The 19,975-nt window shown below is 33.3% G+C and carries 16 protein-coding genes; 8 read left to right on the forward strand and 8 right to left on the reverse strand.

Going from position 1 to position 19,975, the window contains the following annotated elements; genetic code table 11:
• Nucleotides 1-73: 73 nt before the first annotated feature.
• Nucleotides 74-475: a methylmalonyl-CoA epimerase gene (gene mce / locus JM658_RS01865; RefSeq protein WP_236957527.1), complete on the reverse strand. Its 402-nt coding sequence runs from the start codon at nt 473-475 to the stop codon at nt 74-76.
• Between the two features lie 154 nt (nt 476-629).
• Here mce and rbfA point away from each other — a divergent pair, with 154 nt between their 5' ends.
• On the forward strand, nt 630-1,022 hold the full coding sequence (gene rbfA / locus JM658_RS01870) for a 30S ribosome-binding factor RbfA (RefSeq protein ID WP_236957528.1): 393 nt from the start codon (nt 630-632) through the stop codon (nt 1,020-1,022).
• A gap of 3 nt (nt 1,023-1,025) precedes the next feature.
• Nucleotides 1,026-2,243 carry an ABC transporter permease gene (locus JM658_RS01875; RefSeq protein WP_236957529.1) on the forward strand — a complete coding sequence of 406 codons (1,218 nt, stop codon included), beginning with the start codon at nt 1,026-1,028 and terminating at the stop codon, nt 2,241-2,243.
• 128 nt (nt 2,244-2,371) lie between these two features.
• On the opposite strand, the gene dusB is transcribed toward JM658_RS01875, so the two are convergent.
• The 3 genes from dusB to JM658_RS01890 all read right to left on the reverse strand — a co-directional run bounded on the left by dusB (nt 2,372) and on the right by JM658_RS01890 (nt 7,331).
• Nucleotides 2,372-3,364, reverse strand: a complete 993-nt coding sequence (gene dusB / locus JM658_RS01880) for a tRNA dihydrouridine synthase DusB (protein ID WP_236957530.1) — start codon at nt 3,362-3,364, stop codon at nt 2,372-2,374.
• A 123-nt stretch (nt 3,365-3,487) separates the two neighbouring features.
• Nucleotides 3,488-4,687, reverse strand: a complete 1,200-nt coding sequence (locus tag JM658_RS01885; protein WP_236957531.1) for a C40 family peptidase — start codon at nt 4,685-4,687, stop codon at nt 3,488-3,490.
• A 229-nt stretch (nt 4,688-4,916) separates the two neighbouring features.
• On the reverse strand, nt 4,917-7,331 hold the full coding sequence (locus JM658_RS01890; RefSeq protein WP_236957532.1) for a TonB-dependent receptor domain-containing protein: 2,415 nt from the start codon (nt 7,329-7,331) through the stop codon (nt 4,917-4,919).
• Nucleotides 7,332-7,503: 172 nt separating this feature from the next.
• On the opposite strand from JM658_RS01890, the gene lepA reads away from it, so the two are divergent.
• The gene (lepA, locus tag JM658_RS01895; protein WP_236957533.1) at nt 7,504-9,300 is read left to right on the forward strand and encodes a translation elongation factor 4; all 1,797 of its coding nucleotides are present in this window, start codon (nt 7,504-7,506) and stop codon (nt 9,298-9,300) included.
• A gap of 54 nt (nt 9,301-9,354) precedes the next feature.
• Here the strand turns inward: lepA and JM658_RS01900 are convergent, their stop codons facing one another.
• The 3 genes from JM658_RS01900 to JM658_RS01910 form a co-directional block, all read right to left on the reverse strand.
• Nucleotides 9,355-9,621 (reverse strand): hypothetical protein, encoded by a 267-nt coding sequence (locus JM658_RS01900; RefSeq protein ID WP_236957534.1) that lies wholly within the window; start codon nt 9,619-9,621, stop codon nt 9,355-9,357.
• Nucleotides 9,622-9,710: 89 nt separating this feature from the next.
• Nucleotides 9,711-10,259: a hypothetical protein gene (locus JM658_RS01905; protein WP_236957535.1), complete on the reverse strand. Its 549-nt coding sequence runs from the start codon at nt 10,257-10,259 to the stop codon at nt 9,711-9,713.
• A 3-nt stretch (nt 10,260-10,262) separates the two neighbouring features.
• On the reverse strand, nt 10,263-12,140 hold the full coding sequence (locus tag JM658_RS01910) for a cation:proton antiporter (RefSeq protein ID WP_236957536.1): 1,878 nt from the start codon (nt 12,138-12,140) through the stop codon (nt 10,263-10,265).
• A gap of 137 nt (nt 12,141-12,277) precedes the next feature.
• Between JM658_RS01910 and JM658_RS01915 the strand changes: the two genes are divergently transcribed.
• From JM658_RS01915 to JM658_RS01935, 5 genes are all read left to right on the forward strand, one after another.
• Nucleotides 12,278-13,135: an MBL fold metallo-hydrolase gene (locus JM658_RS01915; protein ID WP_236957537.1), complete on the forward strand. Its 858-nt coding sequence runs from the start codon at nt 12,278-12,280 to the stop codon at nt 13,133-13,135.
• 14 nt (nt 13,136-13,149) lie between these two features.
• Nucleotides 13,150-14,781, forward strand: a complete 1,632-nt coding sequence (locus JM658_RS01920) for a S8 family serine peptidase (RefSeq protein WP_236958054.1) — start codon at nt 13,150-13,152, stop codon at nt 14,779-14,781.
• Nucleotides 14,782-14,933: 152 nt separating this feature from the next.
• Entirely contained in the window at nt 14,934-16,820 is a 1,887-nt protein-coding gene (locus JM658_RS01925; protein ID WP_236957538.1) for a M1 family metallopeptidase, read from the forward strand.
• 123 nt (nt 16,821-16,943) lie between these two features.
• Nucleotides 16,944-17,318, forward strand: coding sequence for a ribonuclease P protein component (gene rnpA / locus JM658_RS01930; protein ID WP_236957539.1), 375 nt, complete (start codon nt 16,944-16,946; stop codon nt 17,316-17,318).
• 248 nt (nt 17,319-17,566) lie between these two features.
• Nucleotides 17,567-19,183 (forward strand): S41 family peptidase, encoded by a 1,617-nt coding sequence (locus JM658_RS01935; protein WP_236957540.1) that lies wholly within the window; start codon nt 17,567-17,569, stop codon nt 19,181-19,183.
• A 41-nt stretch (nt 19,184-19,224) separates the two neighbouring features.
• On the opposite strand, the gene JM658_RS01940 is transcribed toward JM658_RS01935, so the two are convergent.
• Nucleotides 19,225-19,956: a hypothetical protein gene (locus JM658_RS01940; protein WP_236957541.1), complete on the reverse strand. Its 732-nt coding sequence runs from the start codon at nt 19,954-19,956 to the stop codon at nt 19,225-19,227.
• Nucleotides 19,957-19,975 lie beyond the last annotated feature (19 nt).

Below are 19,975 nucleotides of genomic sequence, written 5' to 3' on the forward strand. Positions count from 1 at the left end.
GTAGATCCCTTAGTTTTTATAACTTTAAAGTTCTCTACATTTATATCGTTCAGGTTAAGAGCTCTTTATTACATTAATCTATCTCTTGGCAAAGCTCTATTAACACACCATTTGTAGTTTTAGGGTGTAAAAAAACCACCCACTTATTATCAGCTCCACGTTTAGGTTTTTCATTTATAATGGTAAATCCTTCTTCCTTTAAGCGCTTTACTTCCGACAGGATATCTGCTACTTCAAATGCTATATGGTGAATTCCTTCTCCTTTCTTTTCTATAAATTTCGCAATAGCGCTATCACTATTTGTAGCCTCTAATAGCTCAATTTTACTTTCTCCCGTCTGAAAAAAAGATGTTTTTACTCCTTCAGAGGCTACTTCTTCCATTTTATAATGTGCAACACCAAGCAACTTATGAAAAAGCGTATTCGAAGCCTCCAAGTCTTTTACTGCAATCCCTAAATGTTCAATCTTATTCATCTTATAGCTTTTTTCATTAAAAATAGTGTTCAGATGCCTTTTACAGCTTTCATATACATAAATAACCATTAGAAACTACCTAAAAGTTATCTCTTATGGATACCATCAAAAATAATACTTTAAATTGTAATAATTATTCTCGTACTTTTGCATTATGGAAACAAACAGACAGAAAAAGATTGGTGGCGTTATACAACGCGATTTGGCAGAGATTCTACAGAAAGCTGCAAAGGAAGGTGGAATGTCTGGAACTCTAATTAGTGTTACCAAAGTAAATGTTACTACAGACCTTTCTAGAGCAAAGGTGTATGTAAGTATTTTCCCTATAGCGAAGGCCGATGAGCTAATTGTTGGGATTCGTTCTAATCAACCGCTTATAAAGCACGAATTATCTCAGCGCACAAAAAATCAGCTGCGTAGAGTGCCAGAGTTAGAATTTTTTATTGATGATTCTTTAGAATACATCGACCGTATCGATAAATCACTAAAAGGAGATGATAACCCTATAGACAATCCAGATTTATTAGATAAAAGAAAGAAGTCTTAATTTTTGAATATCTCCCTTTACATAGCCAAAAGATATCTGATTTCTAAAAGTAGTCAGAATGCTGTTAACATCATTAATTTTGTTACGTTCTTGGTGATTGTAATCGGTGCGGCATCTTTATTTATAGTACTTTCTGCTTTTGACGGCTTGAAAACATTAAGCTTGTCTTTCTCTAATTCTTTTGATCCTGATTTGAAAGCAGTTTCCGCTGGTGGAAAATTCTTTGAATTTACAGAAAACGATAAACAAAGTCTTCTTAATATTGAGGGAGTAGCTGATTATTCCAAAGAAATCGAAGAACGAATTTTCCTGACTTTCAAGCAGAAAAACCATATTGCATATATAAAGGCTGTAGACAGTAATTACACGAATGTTACAGGCGTAGATAGCCTTCTTTATTACGGGAGTTGGATAGGGAAAGATCCTTATCAAGTAGTTACTGGAATTGGAATTGCAAACCTCTTGGGACTCGGAATAAATGATTACCGAAATCAACTCAAAATTTTAGCTCCCAAGCCAGGGAAAGGAAGTGTTACAAGTGGCATTTCAGGGTCTAATAAACCATACAACGAACTTTCGGTAAGTGTTTCTGGTGTGTATGCTGTAAATGATGAATTGGATAAAAAGTATGTTTTTGCTCGCTTATCTACCGTGCAGCCATTATTAGAGAAAAACGAGAATCAGATTACAGGAATCAATTTCAAAATAAAACCAACTGCTACCCCAAGTGTTGTAGGGGCTGAAATCGAAAAGGCATTAGGTGGAAAAGTGAAAATTAAAACACGTGCTCAGCTTAACGACACCCTTTATAAAATGCTGAACACCGAAAATCTAGCTATTTACCTCATCTTTACATTGGTATTAATTATTGCCCTTTTTAATGTTGTAGGTGCAATTATTATGATGATTTTAGATAAGAAAAGTAATGCCGCTACTCTTTATAGCATGGGGGTTTCTATAAAAAATTTAAAAAGGATATTTTTCCTCCAAGGACTTCTCGTTACTACTGTTGGTGGAATCACAGGGATTGTACTTGCCTCTATTTTAGTATGGTCTCAAATCTCCCTTCAATGGATCAAACTTACTCCTAGCCTAGCTTATCCTGTGGAATATAACCTAATGAACGTAGCGGTTGTATTTATTACCATTTTTGTATTAGGATTCTTAGCTTCTAAAATTGCTGCTAATAGAGTAAATAAAGACATTATAGCCTTCAACTAGGAATAGTGAAATGGATAACTAGGTGACGCCTGACGCCTCTTAGGGAAAAACTTTTCTGGTTTCAAACTTACAACTTCAAAATTCTGCAAACTTTCTACTTTAAAAGCTATTCGCTTTACAAAGCTTCACTACACAAACTGGAAATCGGCAAATTTCTCTTCTACCTCATCAAAAACAGCAAAAACATCTGGAGATTCATCACTGATAACCATTTTCATACGGTATTCTTTAAAATGTGGAATCCCTTTAAAGTAATTGGTATAATGCCTTCTTGTTTCAAATACTCCAAGCTTTTCTCCTTTCCAAGCTATAGACATTTCTAAATGCCTACGTGCTGCGTCTACACGCTCTTGAATCGTTGGCGGCGTTAAATGTTCTCCAGTTTTAAAAAAGTGCTTTACTTCTTTAAAAAACCAAGGATATCCAATAGCAGCTCTTCCAATCATAGCACCATCAAGACCAAATTCATCACGCATTTTAACAGCCATTTCTGGAGTATCTACATCCCCATTTCCAAAAACGGGAATATGCATTCTTTGGTTGTTTTTAACTTCAGCAATAGGAGCCCAATTTGCATTTCCTTTATACATCTGTACACGCGTACGTCCGTGGATAGAAATTGCTTTTATTCCCACATCTTGAAGTCGCTCTGCAACCTCAACAATTTTTATAGAATCGGCATCCCAACCTAATCGGGTTTTTACGGTAATAGGAAGATCGGTACGCTTTACCATCTCTTCGGTAAGTTTTACCATAAGAGGGATATCCTTTAAAATTCCGGCACCAGCATTTTTACTAACTACCTTTTTTACAGGACATCCAAAATTAATATCGATAATATCTGGCTTCGATTTCGCAACAATATCTATAGATTCCAACATAGAATCTAGATTCGCACCGAAAATTTGTATCCCTACGGGACGTTCTTTTTCATAAATATCGAGCTTCATCACACTTTTAGCAGCATCACGAATAAGTCCTTCCGAAGAAATAAACTCCGTATATACTACATCTGCTCCCTGCTCTTTACATAACGCACGGAAAGGAGGGTCGCTCACATCTTCCATAGGCGCTAATAAAAGCGGAAATTCTCCTACATCTATCGTTCCAATTTTTGCCACAGCTTTTCTTTATTAATTTTAAGTTGCAAAGATACGGATTTAAAAAAAACCCGCTAAGCGGGTTTTAGAATTTCTGCTATTTGTAAAGCTAATGCTTAAAGCAGTTATATATTTAAAATATCCTTAGAAAATATCTTTCTTATCTAAGTAAAGAAGTCCTTTAGAATCTTCGTTTAAAATACGTTTTGTTCTTAAGTAACGATTGTAATTATACGCATCATAATTATCAGCATTTTTATCCATACTACTAATATGCACACTACCAGCAGAATGAATAAACTCATTGTTTCCAATCCACATTCCTACATGAATAATACGTTCTTTAGAAGTTTCCGTTGCCTTTTTTCCAAAGAAAAGTAAATCTCCCGGAATCAGCTTATCAAAATCTTTAGTATCGTCTATTAAAACCCCTTCGTTAATCTGCTGCGAAGCATCTCTAGGAATTACCATTCCGTTTAAAAAATAAACGGTTTTCGTAAACCCACTACAATCTACTCCTTTTGGAGACGTTCCTCCCCATAAATAAGGCAATCCCATAAGCGACTTTGATGTAGCCACCAAACTCTCTTTGGTATGTGCTAAAGAACTTAACCACTCTTTATACGGCTTCGCCTCTTCCTTTATAAGGTATGCAATTCTTCCATCAGGATATTCAACCTCATAAAAAGCACCTTTATCTGCTACAAGCTTTAAAATATTACCCGCAACAAGATCAGAAACTACTTGCGAGCTCTTATCTGCTTCTGTGAAAGAACTTCCAGATGTTTCTGTATATATTATTTTTTCTGACGCCTTCCATGCTTCAAACTCTTCATTATTCATTGGAGCAACACCGCCATAATCTACCCAGGCAATATATTTATCTGGAGTTTGAATTAAATACCAACTCCCTTTCTTATCAAAAATATTTACTGGCATTCCAAGTGTTCCTTGCGTTACCAATTCTGCAGAATGTTTAGGATTTCCTCTTAAATTTGCTGCTGAAATTTTTAAAACTCCTTTTGTTTTACCTTCTAATTCTTCAGCAGGTAAAATCTTTATACTGTCTATAAAACTAATATTTTCGGCCTCTAGTTTCTTCTGAAAAGCACTTACAGCGTCTGGAAGATTAGAATTCCCCTTTACCACATAACCATCTTTAGTAGCAAAAGCTTCAACATCAAAAAGAGCTACACGTTTATCTGGCGCAAATTCTTCCTTTACAGATGTAATTATCGGATCTACTTTATTATCTGCAGCTTCCTTTTTTGAAGCTTGCTCACACGAAATAAATACTGCTGAAACTCCTAGAAGTAAAAGTGCATTTCTTTTTATAAAATTCATAACTAAAATTATTTAGAATTCCACTGAGGGGATTTGTTATTCAATTGAAAATGATAAATTAACGTAGTATTTTTCAACCACTTTTTGTAATTCTGAAAATAAAGTTCGAAAATACAAAATCAACACCCTTGGAGCAAGTCTCCTCGTTATCTATTTTATAATATTTAACCATTCGAAATAAACAAGAGAACTTAATCCATTAATTCATAAAGTAGCAATAGAAGTGTTATTAAAATTCAGCTTCTTCATTTAAGCGCTCTTCTTCTTTAAAATCTATATTTCTCTTATTATCTGCAAGTCTAAAGTTTCCAAACTTATAAATAAAACCAAGACTAAAAGTTCTTTTCTCTGGCTTTGCAAGGTATCCGTTATCTTGATTTAAATAGCGCGAAGTAAATGGAACATTAAAAGTATTAAAGACATCGCTTAAATTCATATTTAAACTAGCTCTCCCGTTCCATAATTTTTTTCTTAGTCCGATGTTTGTCTTAAATCTATCCTTCATTAAATAACTCCCATTATAAAACCTCGAAACATACTCCAAGTATAAATCTGCAGAAAGCGATCTGTCTTTAGAAATAGTAAAAGAATTGTATAACTGTCCGAAGTAGCCTACTGTATTTTTTGTTTGCCTAACATCATTACTTTCTCTAGCTATAAATTCAATTTCATAGAAAAATCCAGACATATACGTACTCAAATACCACCATTTAGTTACAGACCTATAATGAACAAAATCAATACTGTATTGATATGATTCTTCAACATTAAAAATAGAATTATAAAGTATCTGATCTTCATTTCGCTGAAAAGTAAGATTCGTTAAATCATTTTTTTCTTGCTGATAATAAATTTCAAAAATGTAATTCCCATTAAATGTATAATCAAATCCTATTTTACTTTCTATGGAAGGTTTTAAAAATGGATTCCCAGCGACAAAATTATTTTCATTTATATAATATCTAAATGGATTTAAACTTTGATAACGAGGTCTCTCAATAGCCCTTTTATAACTTACTCCAACTTGGTGTTTTTCTGAAATTTGATGCTGTAAACTAAACGTTGGGAATAACTCAAAATAATCCTGCTTATTAACTTCACCTAAAACAATAGAATTACCTATTGCAGTTGTATATTCTCCTCGTAAACCAGCCACAAAAGACCATTTACCCCAATCGCGATTCATATTAACATAAGAAGCCCAAATATCTTCATCGTAACTAAAGTTATCATCAGTAGAAAAATCTGGCATATAATCTCCAGAAAAAACAACCCTACTATTGCTACTAATATTAGAGTATTTAGCTCCAAATTCTATATTACTTTGCCACAAAGAGGCTGTATAATCTAACTGTCCAGTAAAAATGTTATTTTTCTGCCTTGATTCTGTATCAAATGCATTTGTATAATCGTATGCGTTATTTGCATCGTAATAATCGGTTTCCAAAACTTGCTGTTCCTCATCATCATAGTAAACAAAATTTGTTTGGATACTTAAATTTGCTCCGTTGTCGCCTATTTCTCGATTGTAAGTAGCATTTAGGGCAATATTTGTATTGTCATTCTCTAAATTACTATCTGTAATAAAGCTACCCTCTTTTATCTCTTCAGTAGAAAAAATATTGGTATCTACAGTATTATCAATGCTTTTATTCGGACTATAAGAAATATTAGAAGTAAAGCTCAACGTATTTTTATCGTCTAGAGTAAAGTCAAAAATCGTATTGAAATTATGTGCTTTTGAACGTGTTGTTTTATAAAGTGAAGTTTCCCACTCATCGCTTGGGGTATTCCCATCAAAGAAATTTACATAGCTGTCACTTCGTTTATAATCTTTCCTTGGGCTATAAGAATAGCCTGCATAGAGATCTAAGAAATTATTTTTGTAATAATGACTAGTTCCAAGCAAATATTTAGGGAAAATTGCTTGCTCAAAAGTTCCGTTTACGGCTCCTTTATAGCCAATAGAAATATTCTTAGAGGTTATAATATTTAGTACGGCGCCACCTTCCGCATCGTATTTTGCAGATGGATTAGAAATCACTTCTATAGATGCAATATTTTCTCCCGAAAAATTCCCTAAAAGGTCTTTTAGCTCATTTGCAGCTAAGTAAACCTTCTTGTCGTTTATATAAACCGTAGTTTTTAAGTTTTTTACTGAAATCTCATCATTTATAGAAATCACCCCAGGTGTTCTTTGAAGGATTTCAAATGTATTCATTGAAGAGAGCGTAGAGTTTTCAACTTCAAAAATAAGCTTCCCTCCCTTTTTATGTAACTTAGGTCGCTGTTGTGTTACTGTGACGCCATCTAAACTTTCTATATTCTCCATCAGAATAATGGTTCCTAAATTAAAATTGCTGTCTAGTGTAATTTCTCTATAAACACTATTGTAACCTATGTAAGATGTTTTAATAAAATAAGTTCCTGGATTGATATTATTTAAAGTAAAATATCCATTGCTTTCTGTAGAAGTTCCAGCAATAGAAGTAGAATCTGAATGCTTGAGAAGCATTATGTTTACATAAGATAAGGGCGTCTTGTCCACATCTTCTACAATCCCTTCAATCTTATAATCTTGAGAGAAAATAAAATGGACTGTAAAAGACAGAATTAAAAGAAGTCTATATCTACAAATAGGCATATTTAGGTAAACTTAGGGAGATAAATATAGCTTTTTTTTTATTCATTGCTACTTTCAGCTCCTATATTTACATCATCGTAGGTATAATCTTTCTAATAATACTCAATATCTTATTTAGGCGTGTTAAAATAGTTTATATTTGCTGATTGAAAATTTGCATTGATATACGGCTATGAAGCACATAAGAAACTTTTGCATAATCGCTCATATTGACCACGGAAAAAGTACGTTGGCAGATAGATTATTGGATTTTACCGGATCGGTTACTGAGCGAGAAAAAAAAGCACAACTTTTAGATAGTATGGATTTGGAGCGTGAACGTGGGATAACCATTAAAAGCCACGCTATCCAGATGGAATATATCTATAAAGGGGAAGAATACATTTTAAATCTTATTGATACTCCTGGACACGTAGATTTCTCTTATGAAGTTTCGCGTTCTATCGCTGCCTGTGAAGGAGCATTGCTTGTTGTAGATGCTGCTCAAAGTATCCAAGCACAAACAATTTCTAATTTATATTTAGCTTTAGAGAACGATCTTGAGATTATCCCTGTACTTAATAAAGTGGATCTTCCGAGTGCAAATCCTGAAGAAGTTACTGATGATATTGTAGATTTATTAGGTTGTGATGCTTCTGAAGTAATTCCTGCAAGTGCAAAAACAGGAATTGGAATCGAAGAAATACTTTCTGCTATTATTGAAAGAATTCCTGCGCCAAAAGGAAATCCAGACGAACCATTACAAGCTTTAATTTTTGACTCTGTTTATAATCCATTTAGAGGAGTTGAAACTTATTTTAGAGTTATTAATGGAGAGATTTCTAAAGGACAAAAGATAAAATTTTTAGCTACTGGAAAGACGTATGATGCTGATGAAGTAGGAACCTTAAAACTTATTCAACACCCAAGAAAAGTTGTTAAAACTGGAGACGTTGGATATTTAATTACAGGAATTAAAGACGCTAGAGAAGTTAAAGTTGGAGATACGATTACAGATGCTGTAAATCCAACTCAGAATATGATTGCAGGTTTTGAGAATGTAAAACCTATGGTATTTGCGGGGGTTTATCCTGTAGATACAGAAGATTATGAAGAGCTTAGAAGTGCAATGGAAAAGCTTCAATTAAATGATGCTTCTTTAGTTTTTACTCCTGAAAGTTCTGCTGCACTTGGTTTTGGTTTCCGTTGTGGGTTCTTAGGAATGCTTCACTTGGAAATTATTCAAGAGCGTTTAGAGCGTGAGTTTGACATGACGGTTATTACAACGGTACCAAACGTTAGTTACCATGCTTACACTAAGAAAAATCCAGATGAAAAGATAATATTAAACAATCCTTCTGATCTTCCTGATCCTTCTAGTATCGATCGTGTTGAAGAACCTTATATTAAAGCAACGATTATTACTAAAGCCGATTTTGTTGGTCCTGTAATGTCATTGTGTATAGAAAAAAGAGGGATTATTACCAATCAAACTTATTTAACGCCTGAGCGTGTTGAACTTTCATTTGATATGCCATTAGCAGAAATTGTTTTTGATTTCTATGATCGCTTAAAAACAGTATCTAAAGGATATGCTTCTTTTGATTATTCGCCTATTGGAATGCGCGAATCTAAATTAGTAAGAGTAGATGTTCTTTTAAATGCAAATTCTGTAGATGCGCTTTCTGCATTAATCCATGCCGATAATGCTTATAATATCGGTAAGAAAATGGTAGAGAAATTAAAAGAATTAATTCCAAGACAGCAATTTGATATTCCTATTCAAGCGGCAATTGGAGCTAAGATTATTTCTAGAGAAACGGTAAAAGCATTAAGAAAAGATGTAACTGCAAAGTGTTACGGAGGAGATATTTCTCGTAAAAGAAAACTTTTAGAGAAACAGAAAAAAGGTAAAAAACGAATGCGTCAAGTAGGGAATGTAGAAATCCCTCAACAAGCATTTATGGCTGTATTAAAGCTAAATGATTAAATAAAAAAAGGCTGTCTAAAGTAGACAGCCTTTTTTATGCTTTTTCTCTATTTATTATTCCGAACCTAAGAAATCGAAATCAAATTCTCCTGCTGAACATAGTGCATCTGCAACAGTTTCAAAACTTTCTCCTTCGAGGTCAACCTCTTGAGATTCTCCGCCAGCAATAATACTTAATGTCCCGTTACCGTTATTACGAATTACAACTTCTTGTCCTAAGAAATTACATTCCCTTTCATTACTTGCTCCATCATCATCATTAGAACATGCAGTTAAACTTAGGGCAAGAAAACATACGCATACGTAGATTAATTTTTTCATATTTTAAATATATTTAAAGATTATTTACTATAAATATATGTAAAATAAACCACACATGGTTAAATCATAAAAAACTTTCAGTAATAGCTTTAGACACGCTCTATATAATAATCTCCACTCTTGTCTACGATAAGTTCATAATCAAAAAAGGTTTCTTTAGTGGGATTGTAAAAAACTACAGAAAATACAACTCGATCATTTACAGAAGCAATTTCATTAAGTTGAAAATATTGCATCTGCGCATTTTTTAAAAACTCATCTTTATCATTTATAAAAGTATCTCTTTCGATTCGCTTTTTAAAAATAAGCTTCTCATCATAGCAAATAGAAACATCTGAATGAAACTGCTTATAATCAGTTTTATTTAATACGCCTCTTCCTGTCTTTTCTAACTTCAGAATTTTATCGTTTGTAGAATGGTAAAGAGAACTCACCACAAAATTAGTAGTCAAAATAGTATCGGTAGCAACTTCCACATAACCAGAAGGTATCTGTTTACTTTCTATATCTGTTGTGGAAGTATATGAGTTTCCAAACAACTTATTCCCTTTGTTGCGTAAGCGCGTTTGATCGCATCCCGAAAGCCATAAGACTGCCGCAAATAAGAGGAATACTTTTAAAAACATATTAGATTTCATAGTCTAACGGTTTTCGCTTACTTTCTCTTCTTCAGGTTTACTACTTTTTACATCCATCACATCTTTAGGCTTTCCTAAATACACCAATTTATCATCTTCTTGGATTTCTCTTTCTTTGGTATAAGAAGCTATAATATGTAGATTTCCTTTCCCGTCTTTTATAAAGATTGGAATAGCATCTTTTTCTTTATTAAGCATTTCAATCTCTTCAAAGAAATGTTGTTTAGATGTAATATTAACTTCATTAATCTTAGGATAATCTCTTGCAACTTCACTTAAATTAATAAAGTCATCTTTTCTAGAGAATAGTAATTCTACCATCTCTAAGTGGTCACTCTTCATTTCATCAGTAGTAATTAAACGGAAAGCACCGTTCTCTCCCAGCTGGTCTCTAAAGCGCTCGATGGCATGTTTGTTTACCTCTTCACTTCCTGTAAGTGCCATTAAATATCCAATATCGTTAAGCTCTATATTATTAGCTAAATCATCAGAAAAAATATTAGCTTCTTCTGCATCTAGATCCATTCCTCGAGCTCTTTCTATATTCTCCTTATTGCTATCTATAAGCACTACATGGCGACCATTTTTCTGTAAATATTTAGCAATAATTCTAGAAACATTCGAAGCACCAACAATCAAAATCCCTGTAGACTCTTTTAAGAAAACTCCAGATATTTTTGCAAACATTCTTGCCGTTGTTGCATTAAGAAGTACCGTTCCTAAAACAATCATGAATACTAATGGTGTAATATATTCTGCTCCTGGCTCTCCTTCCAATACCAATCGATTTCCAAAAAGAGATGCGATTCCTGCCGCAACAATACCACGAGGTCCCACCCAGCTTATAAATGCCTTTTCATTAATTTTTAATCCAGAGCCAATGGTACTTAAAAGAACTCCAATTGGTCTTATTAAGAAAACTACACAAACAAAAAGTATTAATGTATTCCAATTATAAATCAATTCTAAGTCTTGCATATTGATATTTGCAGACAGAAGAATAAAGAGAATTGAAATAAGAAGTACACTTAATGATTCTTTAAAATATAGTAATTCTTTGATGTTTGGAAGGTCTATATTTCCTAATACCATTCCCATTACCACAACAGAAAGTAACCCCGACTCATGAGCAAATTGTTCTGATAACACATAAACACCCAATACAAATGAAAGTGAAACTACATTCATTAAAAAATGTGGGATTGCATTCTTTTTAATAGCAAAATACAATGCATAGGCAAAAGAAAATCCTATGGAAAATCCAACAACTACTGTCTTTCCAAATTCTATAAATGCTTGTTGTGTATATTCTGATCCTTGTCCTATGGATATAAATTCAAATACCAAAACCGCAGCAACAGCTCCAATTGGATCTATTAAAATTCCTTCCCATTTTAATACTGCTGAAATATCTTTTTTAAGTGGGATATTTCTTAATATTGGCGTAATTACTGTTGGTCCAGTAACGATTATTAATGCAGAAAACAAGAAAGATACTGGCCAACTAAGACCAAATAAAAAGTGAGAAGCTATACCTCCTCCAAGAAAAGTAACAATAGCTCCAACCGTAATTAATTTAAAAATCACGGGACCTACGGTTAAAACTTCATTCTTTTTTAATGTTAATCCTCCTTCAAAAAGAATCACACTAATAGCGAGTGATACAAAATGAAATAAAGATTCCCCTGGAAACAACCCTTTTTTTAATTGTGGATTCCAAATAGGTTCTATAAGCTTAGTCCCATCTTCCGTAAACAATGTAGAAAAAGGTCCTACGAACATCCCAATAAGGATAAGCGGTAGGATTGCAGGGATCTTAAATCTCCAAGCTACCCATTGGGCAATGATACCCAAAATCACAATTCCAGCAAGTTCTATCATATATTATTTTTGATTGATAAGCGAATATAGTTTCTAAAAAGTATAAAAATGTTAAAAAACATTTAATAAAACAAGTGTTTCTAATGATTGTTATTCCCTTTTCTTAATTTGCGAAGCTTTATAACTATAGTATTTACATGAAATTATATACAATTGAAACAGGAAATTTTAAATTAGACGGAGGAGCAATGTTTGGCGTTGTCCCAAAATCGATTTGGAATAAAACAAATCCTGCCGATAATAATAACATGATAGATATTGCCGCAAGGTCTTTATTAATCGAAGATGGCGACAAACTCATCCTTATAGATACAGGCTTAGGAAATAAGCAATCTGATAAGTTTTTTGGGTATTATTTCCTATGGGGAAATGATAATCTAGACGATTCATTAAAGAAACATGGCTTCCACCGAGATGATATTACAGATGTATTTTTAACACATCTACATTTTGATCATTGTGGAGGATGTATTCAGCTAAATAAAGAAAAAGGCATTTATGAGCCTGCATTCAAAAATGCACGCTTTTGGAGTAATGAAGATCATTGGCAGTGGGCTACAAAACCTAATGCCCGCGAAAAAGCTTCCTTTTTAAAAGAGAATATCCTGCCTATTCGAGAAAGTGGTCAGTTACATTTTCTTCCAGTCCCTGAAAATGGATTATTAAAAAATACCGACCTTGGTTTCGATGTCCTTTATGTAAACGGCCATACCGATAAACAGATGATTCCTATCATTAAATACAAAGGAAAAACACTTGTTTTTATGGCAGATTTATTGCCTACAGTAGGTCATATTCCGCTACCATTTGTAATGGGTTATGATACTAGGCCTTTATTAACTCTAGAAGAGAAAAAGAACTTTTTAGACATCGCTGTAGATAATAACTATCACTTGTTATTAGAGCACGATGCCCATAACGAAGTATGTACACTTCAGCAAACAGAAAAAGGAGTACGTTTAGAAAACACCTTTGCATTCAACGAATTATTTTAACTAAAAAACGAATGATGACAATTAAAAAATCTGTTGCATATTGCGCAATTGCAACAACTTTACTAGTAGGATGTGGATCTCCTGCCATTTTATTAACTCCTGAAGAAAATATAGATGCAACGCCACTAAAAGTTACTGAATTAACAGATTCACAGCTTAAACACTGGGGTCACGATGATTTATTATCGGATACCATTCCTGGAATGAGTGTGGATAAAGCATACACTGAAATATTCAACAAAATAAAAGAGCTTACACCAACTACTGTAATTGTAGGGGTTTTAGATTCTGGTGTAGATATTGAGCATCCAGATCTTAAAAATGTAATCTGGACAAATGAAGATGAGATTGCTGGAAATGGAATCGATGATGATAAAAATGGTTTCGTAGATGATATTCATGGATGGAACTTTTTGGGAGAAGCTAATAATGAGCAATTAGAGTTTGTACGTATTTTAGCTAAAGGTGATGATGGTTCTGAGACTTATAAAAAAGCAGCTGCAGAATATGAAGAAAAATACCAAGAGGCAGTTCAGAATAAAACACGTTACGAGCAGATTTTAAACTCGGTAACGCAAGCGGATGAAATGCTACAAAAAGAGCTTGGTAAAGAAACATATACAAAAGAAGATTTAGCAACTATCAAGTCTGAAGATCCTAAAGTACAACAAGCAGTTGCTGCAATGACGCAAATGTTTACTTTTGGAGAAGATGTTCCTGCTCTTAAAAAAGATCTTAAAGATGGAATTGAGTATTTCACAGACCAATTAAACTATAACCTTAATAAAGATTTTGACGGAAGATCTATTGTTGGAGATAATCCAGATGACCTTACTGATATTGGTTATGGAAACAACGATGTTATTGGTGATAAGGACCATGCAAAACACGGAACTCACGTTTCAGGAATTATTGCTGCAGAACGTAACAACAATGTAGGAATGGATGGTGTTGCAGATCACGTTAAAATAATGGCTGTAAGAACTGTTCCTAACGGAGATGAGTATGATAAAGATGTAGCGCTTGCTATTCGTTATGCTGTAGATAATGGAGCTAAAGTAATCAACGGAAGTTTTGGTAAATACTATTCTCCTCATAAAGAATGGGTTTGGGATGCTATAAAATATGCAGCTTCTAAAGATGTTCTTATTATTAAAGCGGCAGGAAACGAATCGTTAGATTTAGATGAAAACAATGTTTACCCTAATGATAATGAAAACAATACTGCAGAAATAGCTGATAACTTCTTAACGGTTGGAGCTTTAAATTACACTTACGGACCAGAAATGGTAGCTACTTTCTCTAACTTCGGAAAAGATAATGTAGATGTTTTTGCTCCTGGAACTAAAATTTGGTCTACAACGCCAAATAACGGTTATGAGTTTTTACAAGGAACTTCAATGGCTGCTCCTGCTGTTGCTGGTGTTGCTGCTTTAATTAGAGCTTATTATCCTAAGCTTAAAGCGGAAGAAGTAAAACAGATTATTATGCAATCTGGACTTACCTCAACTACAAATGTTATTTTAGGAGGAAATCCAAACTATAAAAAACCTTTTACAGAAGCTTCTAAATCAGGGAAAATGGTGAATTTATACAATGCCATGATTCTTGCTGATAAAGTTGCTAATGGAAAAGCTAAATTATAATTCATTAAAGAAAGTAATTTAATTACAAACCATGTCTTAATTGAGTGTAGCTGAAATTTAAGGTTTCTAGAAAAGCTATATTTTTTAACTACACTCAAAAAAGGCAGATTAAATTTCTTTTAAAATACACTAAACTCAAAACACAAACATATATGAAACGAAGATTTATCACTGCTTTAGGTTTAAGTGTTGCAATGCTTTCTCAAACATTTGCTACCACTACACCTAACAACAGTACAAAGTCTGAAACGACGCAACCTAGTCCATCTACATATTGGCAACAACATGTTGACTATAAAATGGATGTTGATATGGATGTTAAGACTTTTCAATATACTGGAACACAAGAATTAAAGTATACAAATAATTCACCAGACACTTTAAAAACTGTCTTTTACCATTTATTTTTTAATGCTTTCCAACCAGAAAGCGAAATGGATGTTAGAAGTAGAACTATAAAAGATCCAGACAGAAGAGTTGGTGATAGAATTAGTAAACTATCTCCTTCAGAAATAGGATATTTAAAAGTAAGTAGCTTAAAGCAAGATGGAACTGCAATTAAATACAATGAAGAGGGAACTATTCTTGAAGTTACATTAAACAAGCCTATTCTTCCTGGACAAACTGTTAAGTTTGATATGGAATTTAACGGTCAGGTGCCAAAACAAATCAGAAGAAGCGGACGTGATAATGCAGAAGGTGTTGCACTTTCTATGACGCAATGGTATCCTAAATTAGCTGAATATGATTTTGAAGGATGGCATGCAGATCCATATATTGGACGTGAATTCCAAGGAGTATGGGGAGATTTTGATGTAAAACTTACATTAGATAAAGACTATGTTGTTGGAGGAACAGGATACATCCAAAACCCTGAAGAAGTTGGTCATGGTTATCTTCCCGAAGGAACAAAGCAGAAAAAAGTAAAAGGAAAAACACTAACATGGCATTTTGTTGCGCCAAAGGTGCATGATTTTGCTTGGGCTGCAGATCCAGAATATATTCATGATACGTTGGAAACTCCTAGTGGAACAACACTTCATTTCTTCTACAAAGACAATGAAGAAATCAAAGAAAACTGGAAAAACTTACAGCCTAAAGCAGCTGAAATGTTAGATTTTTTCAATAAAAACGTAGGTAAATATCCTTACAAACAATACTCCATAATTCAAGGTGGAGACGGTGGTATGGAATATGCTATGTGTACACTAATTACCGGAGAACGTAAATTTGGTAGTCTTGTTGGTGTTACTGCACATGAGTTTGCTCATTCTTGGTTTCAACACGTTCTCGCTTCAAACGAGTCTAAAAACGAATGGATGGATGAAGGATTTACTTCTTTTATTTCTGATTTATGTATGAATCAAGTAATGGGAGAAAACAAAGCTAATCCTTTTGAAGGTGCTTATAAAGGATATATTTCTTTAGCAAATTCTGGATTCGAGCAACCACAAACTACACACGCAGATAGATATGCATATAACCAAGCTTATAGTATTTCTGCTTACAGCAAAGGAGAAGTATTTTTAGCGCAGTTAGGATATATTATTGGTCAGGATAACGTTATGAAAACGCTTCGTAAATATTACAACGATTTCAAGTTTAAGCACCCTACACCAAATGATATCATGCGTACTGCTGAAAAAGTTTCAGGAATGCAATTAGATTGGTATTTAACAGATTGGACAAAAACCACTAATACTATCGACTACGGAATTAAAAGTGTTACTGAAGAAGGAGGTAAAACAACTATCGAAATGGAGCGCATCGGATTAATGCCAATGCCTATAGATGTAATGGTTTTATTTAAAGATGGTTCTGCTAAGTATTTCTATGCTCCATTAAGAATGATGCATGGTGAGAAAGCAAATCCTTTTAAAGGTGTTGAAAGAACTGTATTACCAGATTGGCCATGGGCTTTCCCAACGTATAGCTTTACAATCGATACTCCAAAAAGTGAAATTATTGGAGTTGCTATAGATCCTTCTGGATTGATGGCAGATGTTAAAAGAGAAAACAACGAATACCAAGCAAATTAATTGCTTTAAAGATATTTATCTCGATAACATATAAGTCTTTTTAAAAAATCAGACTTACATATCTAAAAGAAAAGGCTTTTTAAATAAAGCCTTTTCTTATTTTTACACCCAATTAATTATTATATGAATCAGTCGTTCCCAACAAAAGAAAAGCTTAAAAGTGCTATACTTGTTAGTAAATTATTTACTGAAGGGAGTTCTGTATCTAAATATCCTATCCGTTTGGTTTTTATGAAACTTGCCGATGAAGATGTAAAAATAAAAGCAGGGGTTTCTGCTTCTAAACGTTCTTTTAAAAAGGCTGTAGATAGAAATCGAATTAAAAGACTCATGCGAGAGGCTTACCGACTTAATAAACATTTGTTTTTTGATACAATTGAAGAAGGTACTTACGGGTTTATGTTTTTATACACCGGAAAAGAAATGCCTACATTTGAAAAACTGAATACTGTGATGCAAAAAATTCATCAGCGGTTTGAAGAGCATTTAAAACAGTAATTTCCTACTCTATTCCTCTCACAACAATCAAATTTTTCTTTATTACTGATATCTTTCAGAAGAAAAACAATAGGTTTTAAACATTCTCAGAATAACAAATACTTCTATTGATTGATTATATTTTTTATATTTAAATAATTGAAGCAGCATCAACTTGCTAAACTTTAATGAATCTAGTACCTTGTACTTCTCTATTAGAATCCCTTAAATGATTACAGTATCATTTCAGAAAAATATATGATGAAATTATGAAGAAGAAAATTATAATTCCAGCACTTGCAATAATCCTCTTACTGGTTGGAACTAGTTTTAAAAATGATTTTTTTGAAATTGCGAAGCAAGTAGAAATATTTACCACGCTATTTAAGGAACTCAACATGAATTATGTTGATGAAACAAATCCTGGGGAACTTATGGACACTGCTATAAAAAGCATGTTAGAAGATTTGGACCCTTACACCAACTTTATGAACGAACAGGACGTAGAGGGCTTTAAAATTAGCAATGCAGGTGAATATTCTGGAATTGGAGCTGTTGTGAAAAGTTATGACGATAAATTACTAATTATAGAACCTTACAAAGGATATCCTGCAGATAAAGCTGGATTAAAAGCTGGGGATGAAATAATAAAAATTGGAGATATTAATGTGTCGGATTTTAAAGAAGACGCTACAGAATTATTAAAAGGAGCTACAAAAAGTGAGGTTTCTATAACTTATTTAAGACAAGGAAAAACAGGTACAACTTCTGTTTCTAGAGATGAAATTGAAATCGATGCTGTTCCTTATTTTAATATGATAGATGCTGAAACAGGATATATTGTACTTTCTAAATTTAATAGTAAAGCTTCCAAGCAAACAGAAGATGCGCTAGAAGATTTAAAGAGTAAAGGGGCAAAAAAAATAGTTTTAGATCTAAGAGGAAATCCTGGAGGATTATTAACGGAAGCCATTAATGTTTGTAACCTTTTTGTTCCTAAAAAGGAGCTTATTGTAAGTACAAAATCGAAAGTTAAAAAATTCAACCAAGAATATTACACTCGTAAAAATCCTGTAGATACAGAAATTCCATTGGTTATTCTTATCAATGGAAGAAGTGCTTCTGCCAGTGAAATTGTGAGCGGTGCTTTGCAAGATTTAGATCGAGCTGTTATTGTTGGAGCGCGTAGCTTTGGGAAAGGCTTGGTACAACGCCCAATAAAACTCAACTACGGTACACAACTAAAAGTAACTATTTCTCGTTATTACACGCCTAGCGGACGCTGTATCCAGTCTATGGATTATTGGAACCGTGATGATGAAGGGAAGGCTGTTGTTAAGAAAGATTTTAATGAGTTTAAAACCCGAAGCGGAAGAAAAGTTTATGATGGCGGTGGTGTATTTCCAGATTTAGAAGTTAAACACTTAAAAGGCAATAGCCTTACTGCTGCTCTTGTGCAAAACAATGTGCTTTTTGATTATGCTACGGAATATTACTACAGTCACCCAACAGCGAGCATAAGCGATTTTAATTTTACAGAAAGCGACTACCAAGACTTTAAAAACTATGTTACTAAAAGTGGTTTTACTTATGAAACTAAAACAGAAAAAGCACTTAAAAAGGTGATGAATAGTGAAGAAATTGATGAGTTTGGGGAGTCTGTAAAAAATGATTACAAGAAACTACTAAACGATATCAATCAAAGTAAATTGGCTTCTTTAGATGAATACCAAGAGAATATCGAAAAGAATATTGAAGACGAATTAATAGTCCGTTATTTTTACCGTGATGGTCTTTATGATTATTACTTACAAAATGACGAAGCTATAAAAACAGCATCAGCTATTTTAAAAGATCAAGCTAAGTATAAAGGTATTTTAAAATAAAAATAGATTCTTATAAGAGCTTCAAATCTTGTTGTACAGAATTATTCTTCAGCAGGATCATCCACAAAATCTAAGTAACCTCGTCTGAGGAGTTGCTCAACACGTCTTCTATCTGGAGTACGATGAATGGCTTTATATTTTTCAGAAATATAGTAACAAAACAATCCCATTTGATCTCTAGGAACATCCAAATCGTTAAGAATAAAGTCTTTATAATTGTCTTCCAAAAAACCAACAATTATATTTTTTGTTTCTGCCCTTAACCGGCGCTTTAATGTTTTTGTACGTCCGCTTATGGCATTTATTAAAGGATCCAAACTCAAAGACATTCCTCCGCCTTTATAATGATATTTTGTAGCTGCTGCTAAACGTCTTTCTGCTGGCGTATAGGTTTTGGGAGTATTATCTGTAAACTTACCGTAAGAAAGTTTATAATCTGTTAAGACCACTTCTTCCAATTGAATGACTCCATCTTTGGTATACACCTCAATTTTCTTATTATTTATATCTTCTGTGGTAACAAGCTTATAAAAATTCTTAATATCATCTGATGCAATAAATAATTGATCTCCTTCTGAAGCTATAATCGTATGAAATTCATCTTCATATTTACCTTCCGTACTTCTGGTTAAATTGGCGATTCCAAAATTGGTTACAGCCCGATCATCTTTATAAATAAAGACTTTAAGCACTGTTCCTTCTTGAGAAAAAACAGGTAATACTCCTAAAAATAGAAATATAAAAGGGAGTAAGTAGTTAGGTAAATTTATCACATGCATATTGTTTTAGGAG

The sequence above is a fragment of the Joostella atrarenae genome, from assembly GCF_021764745.1.
Classification (GTDB): Bacteria; Bacteroidota; Bacteroidia; order Flavobacteriales; family Flavobacteriaceae; genus Galbibacter; species Galbibacter atrarenae.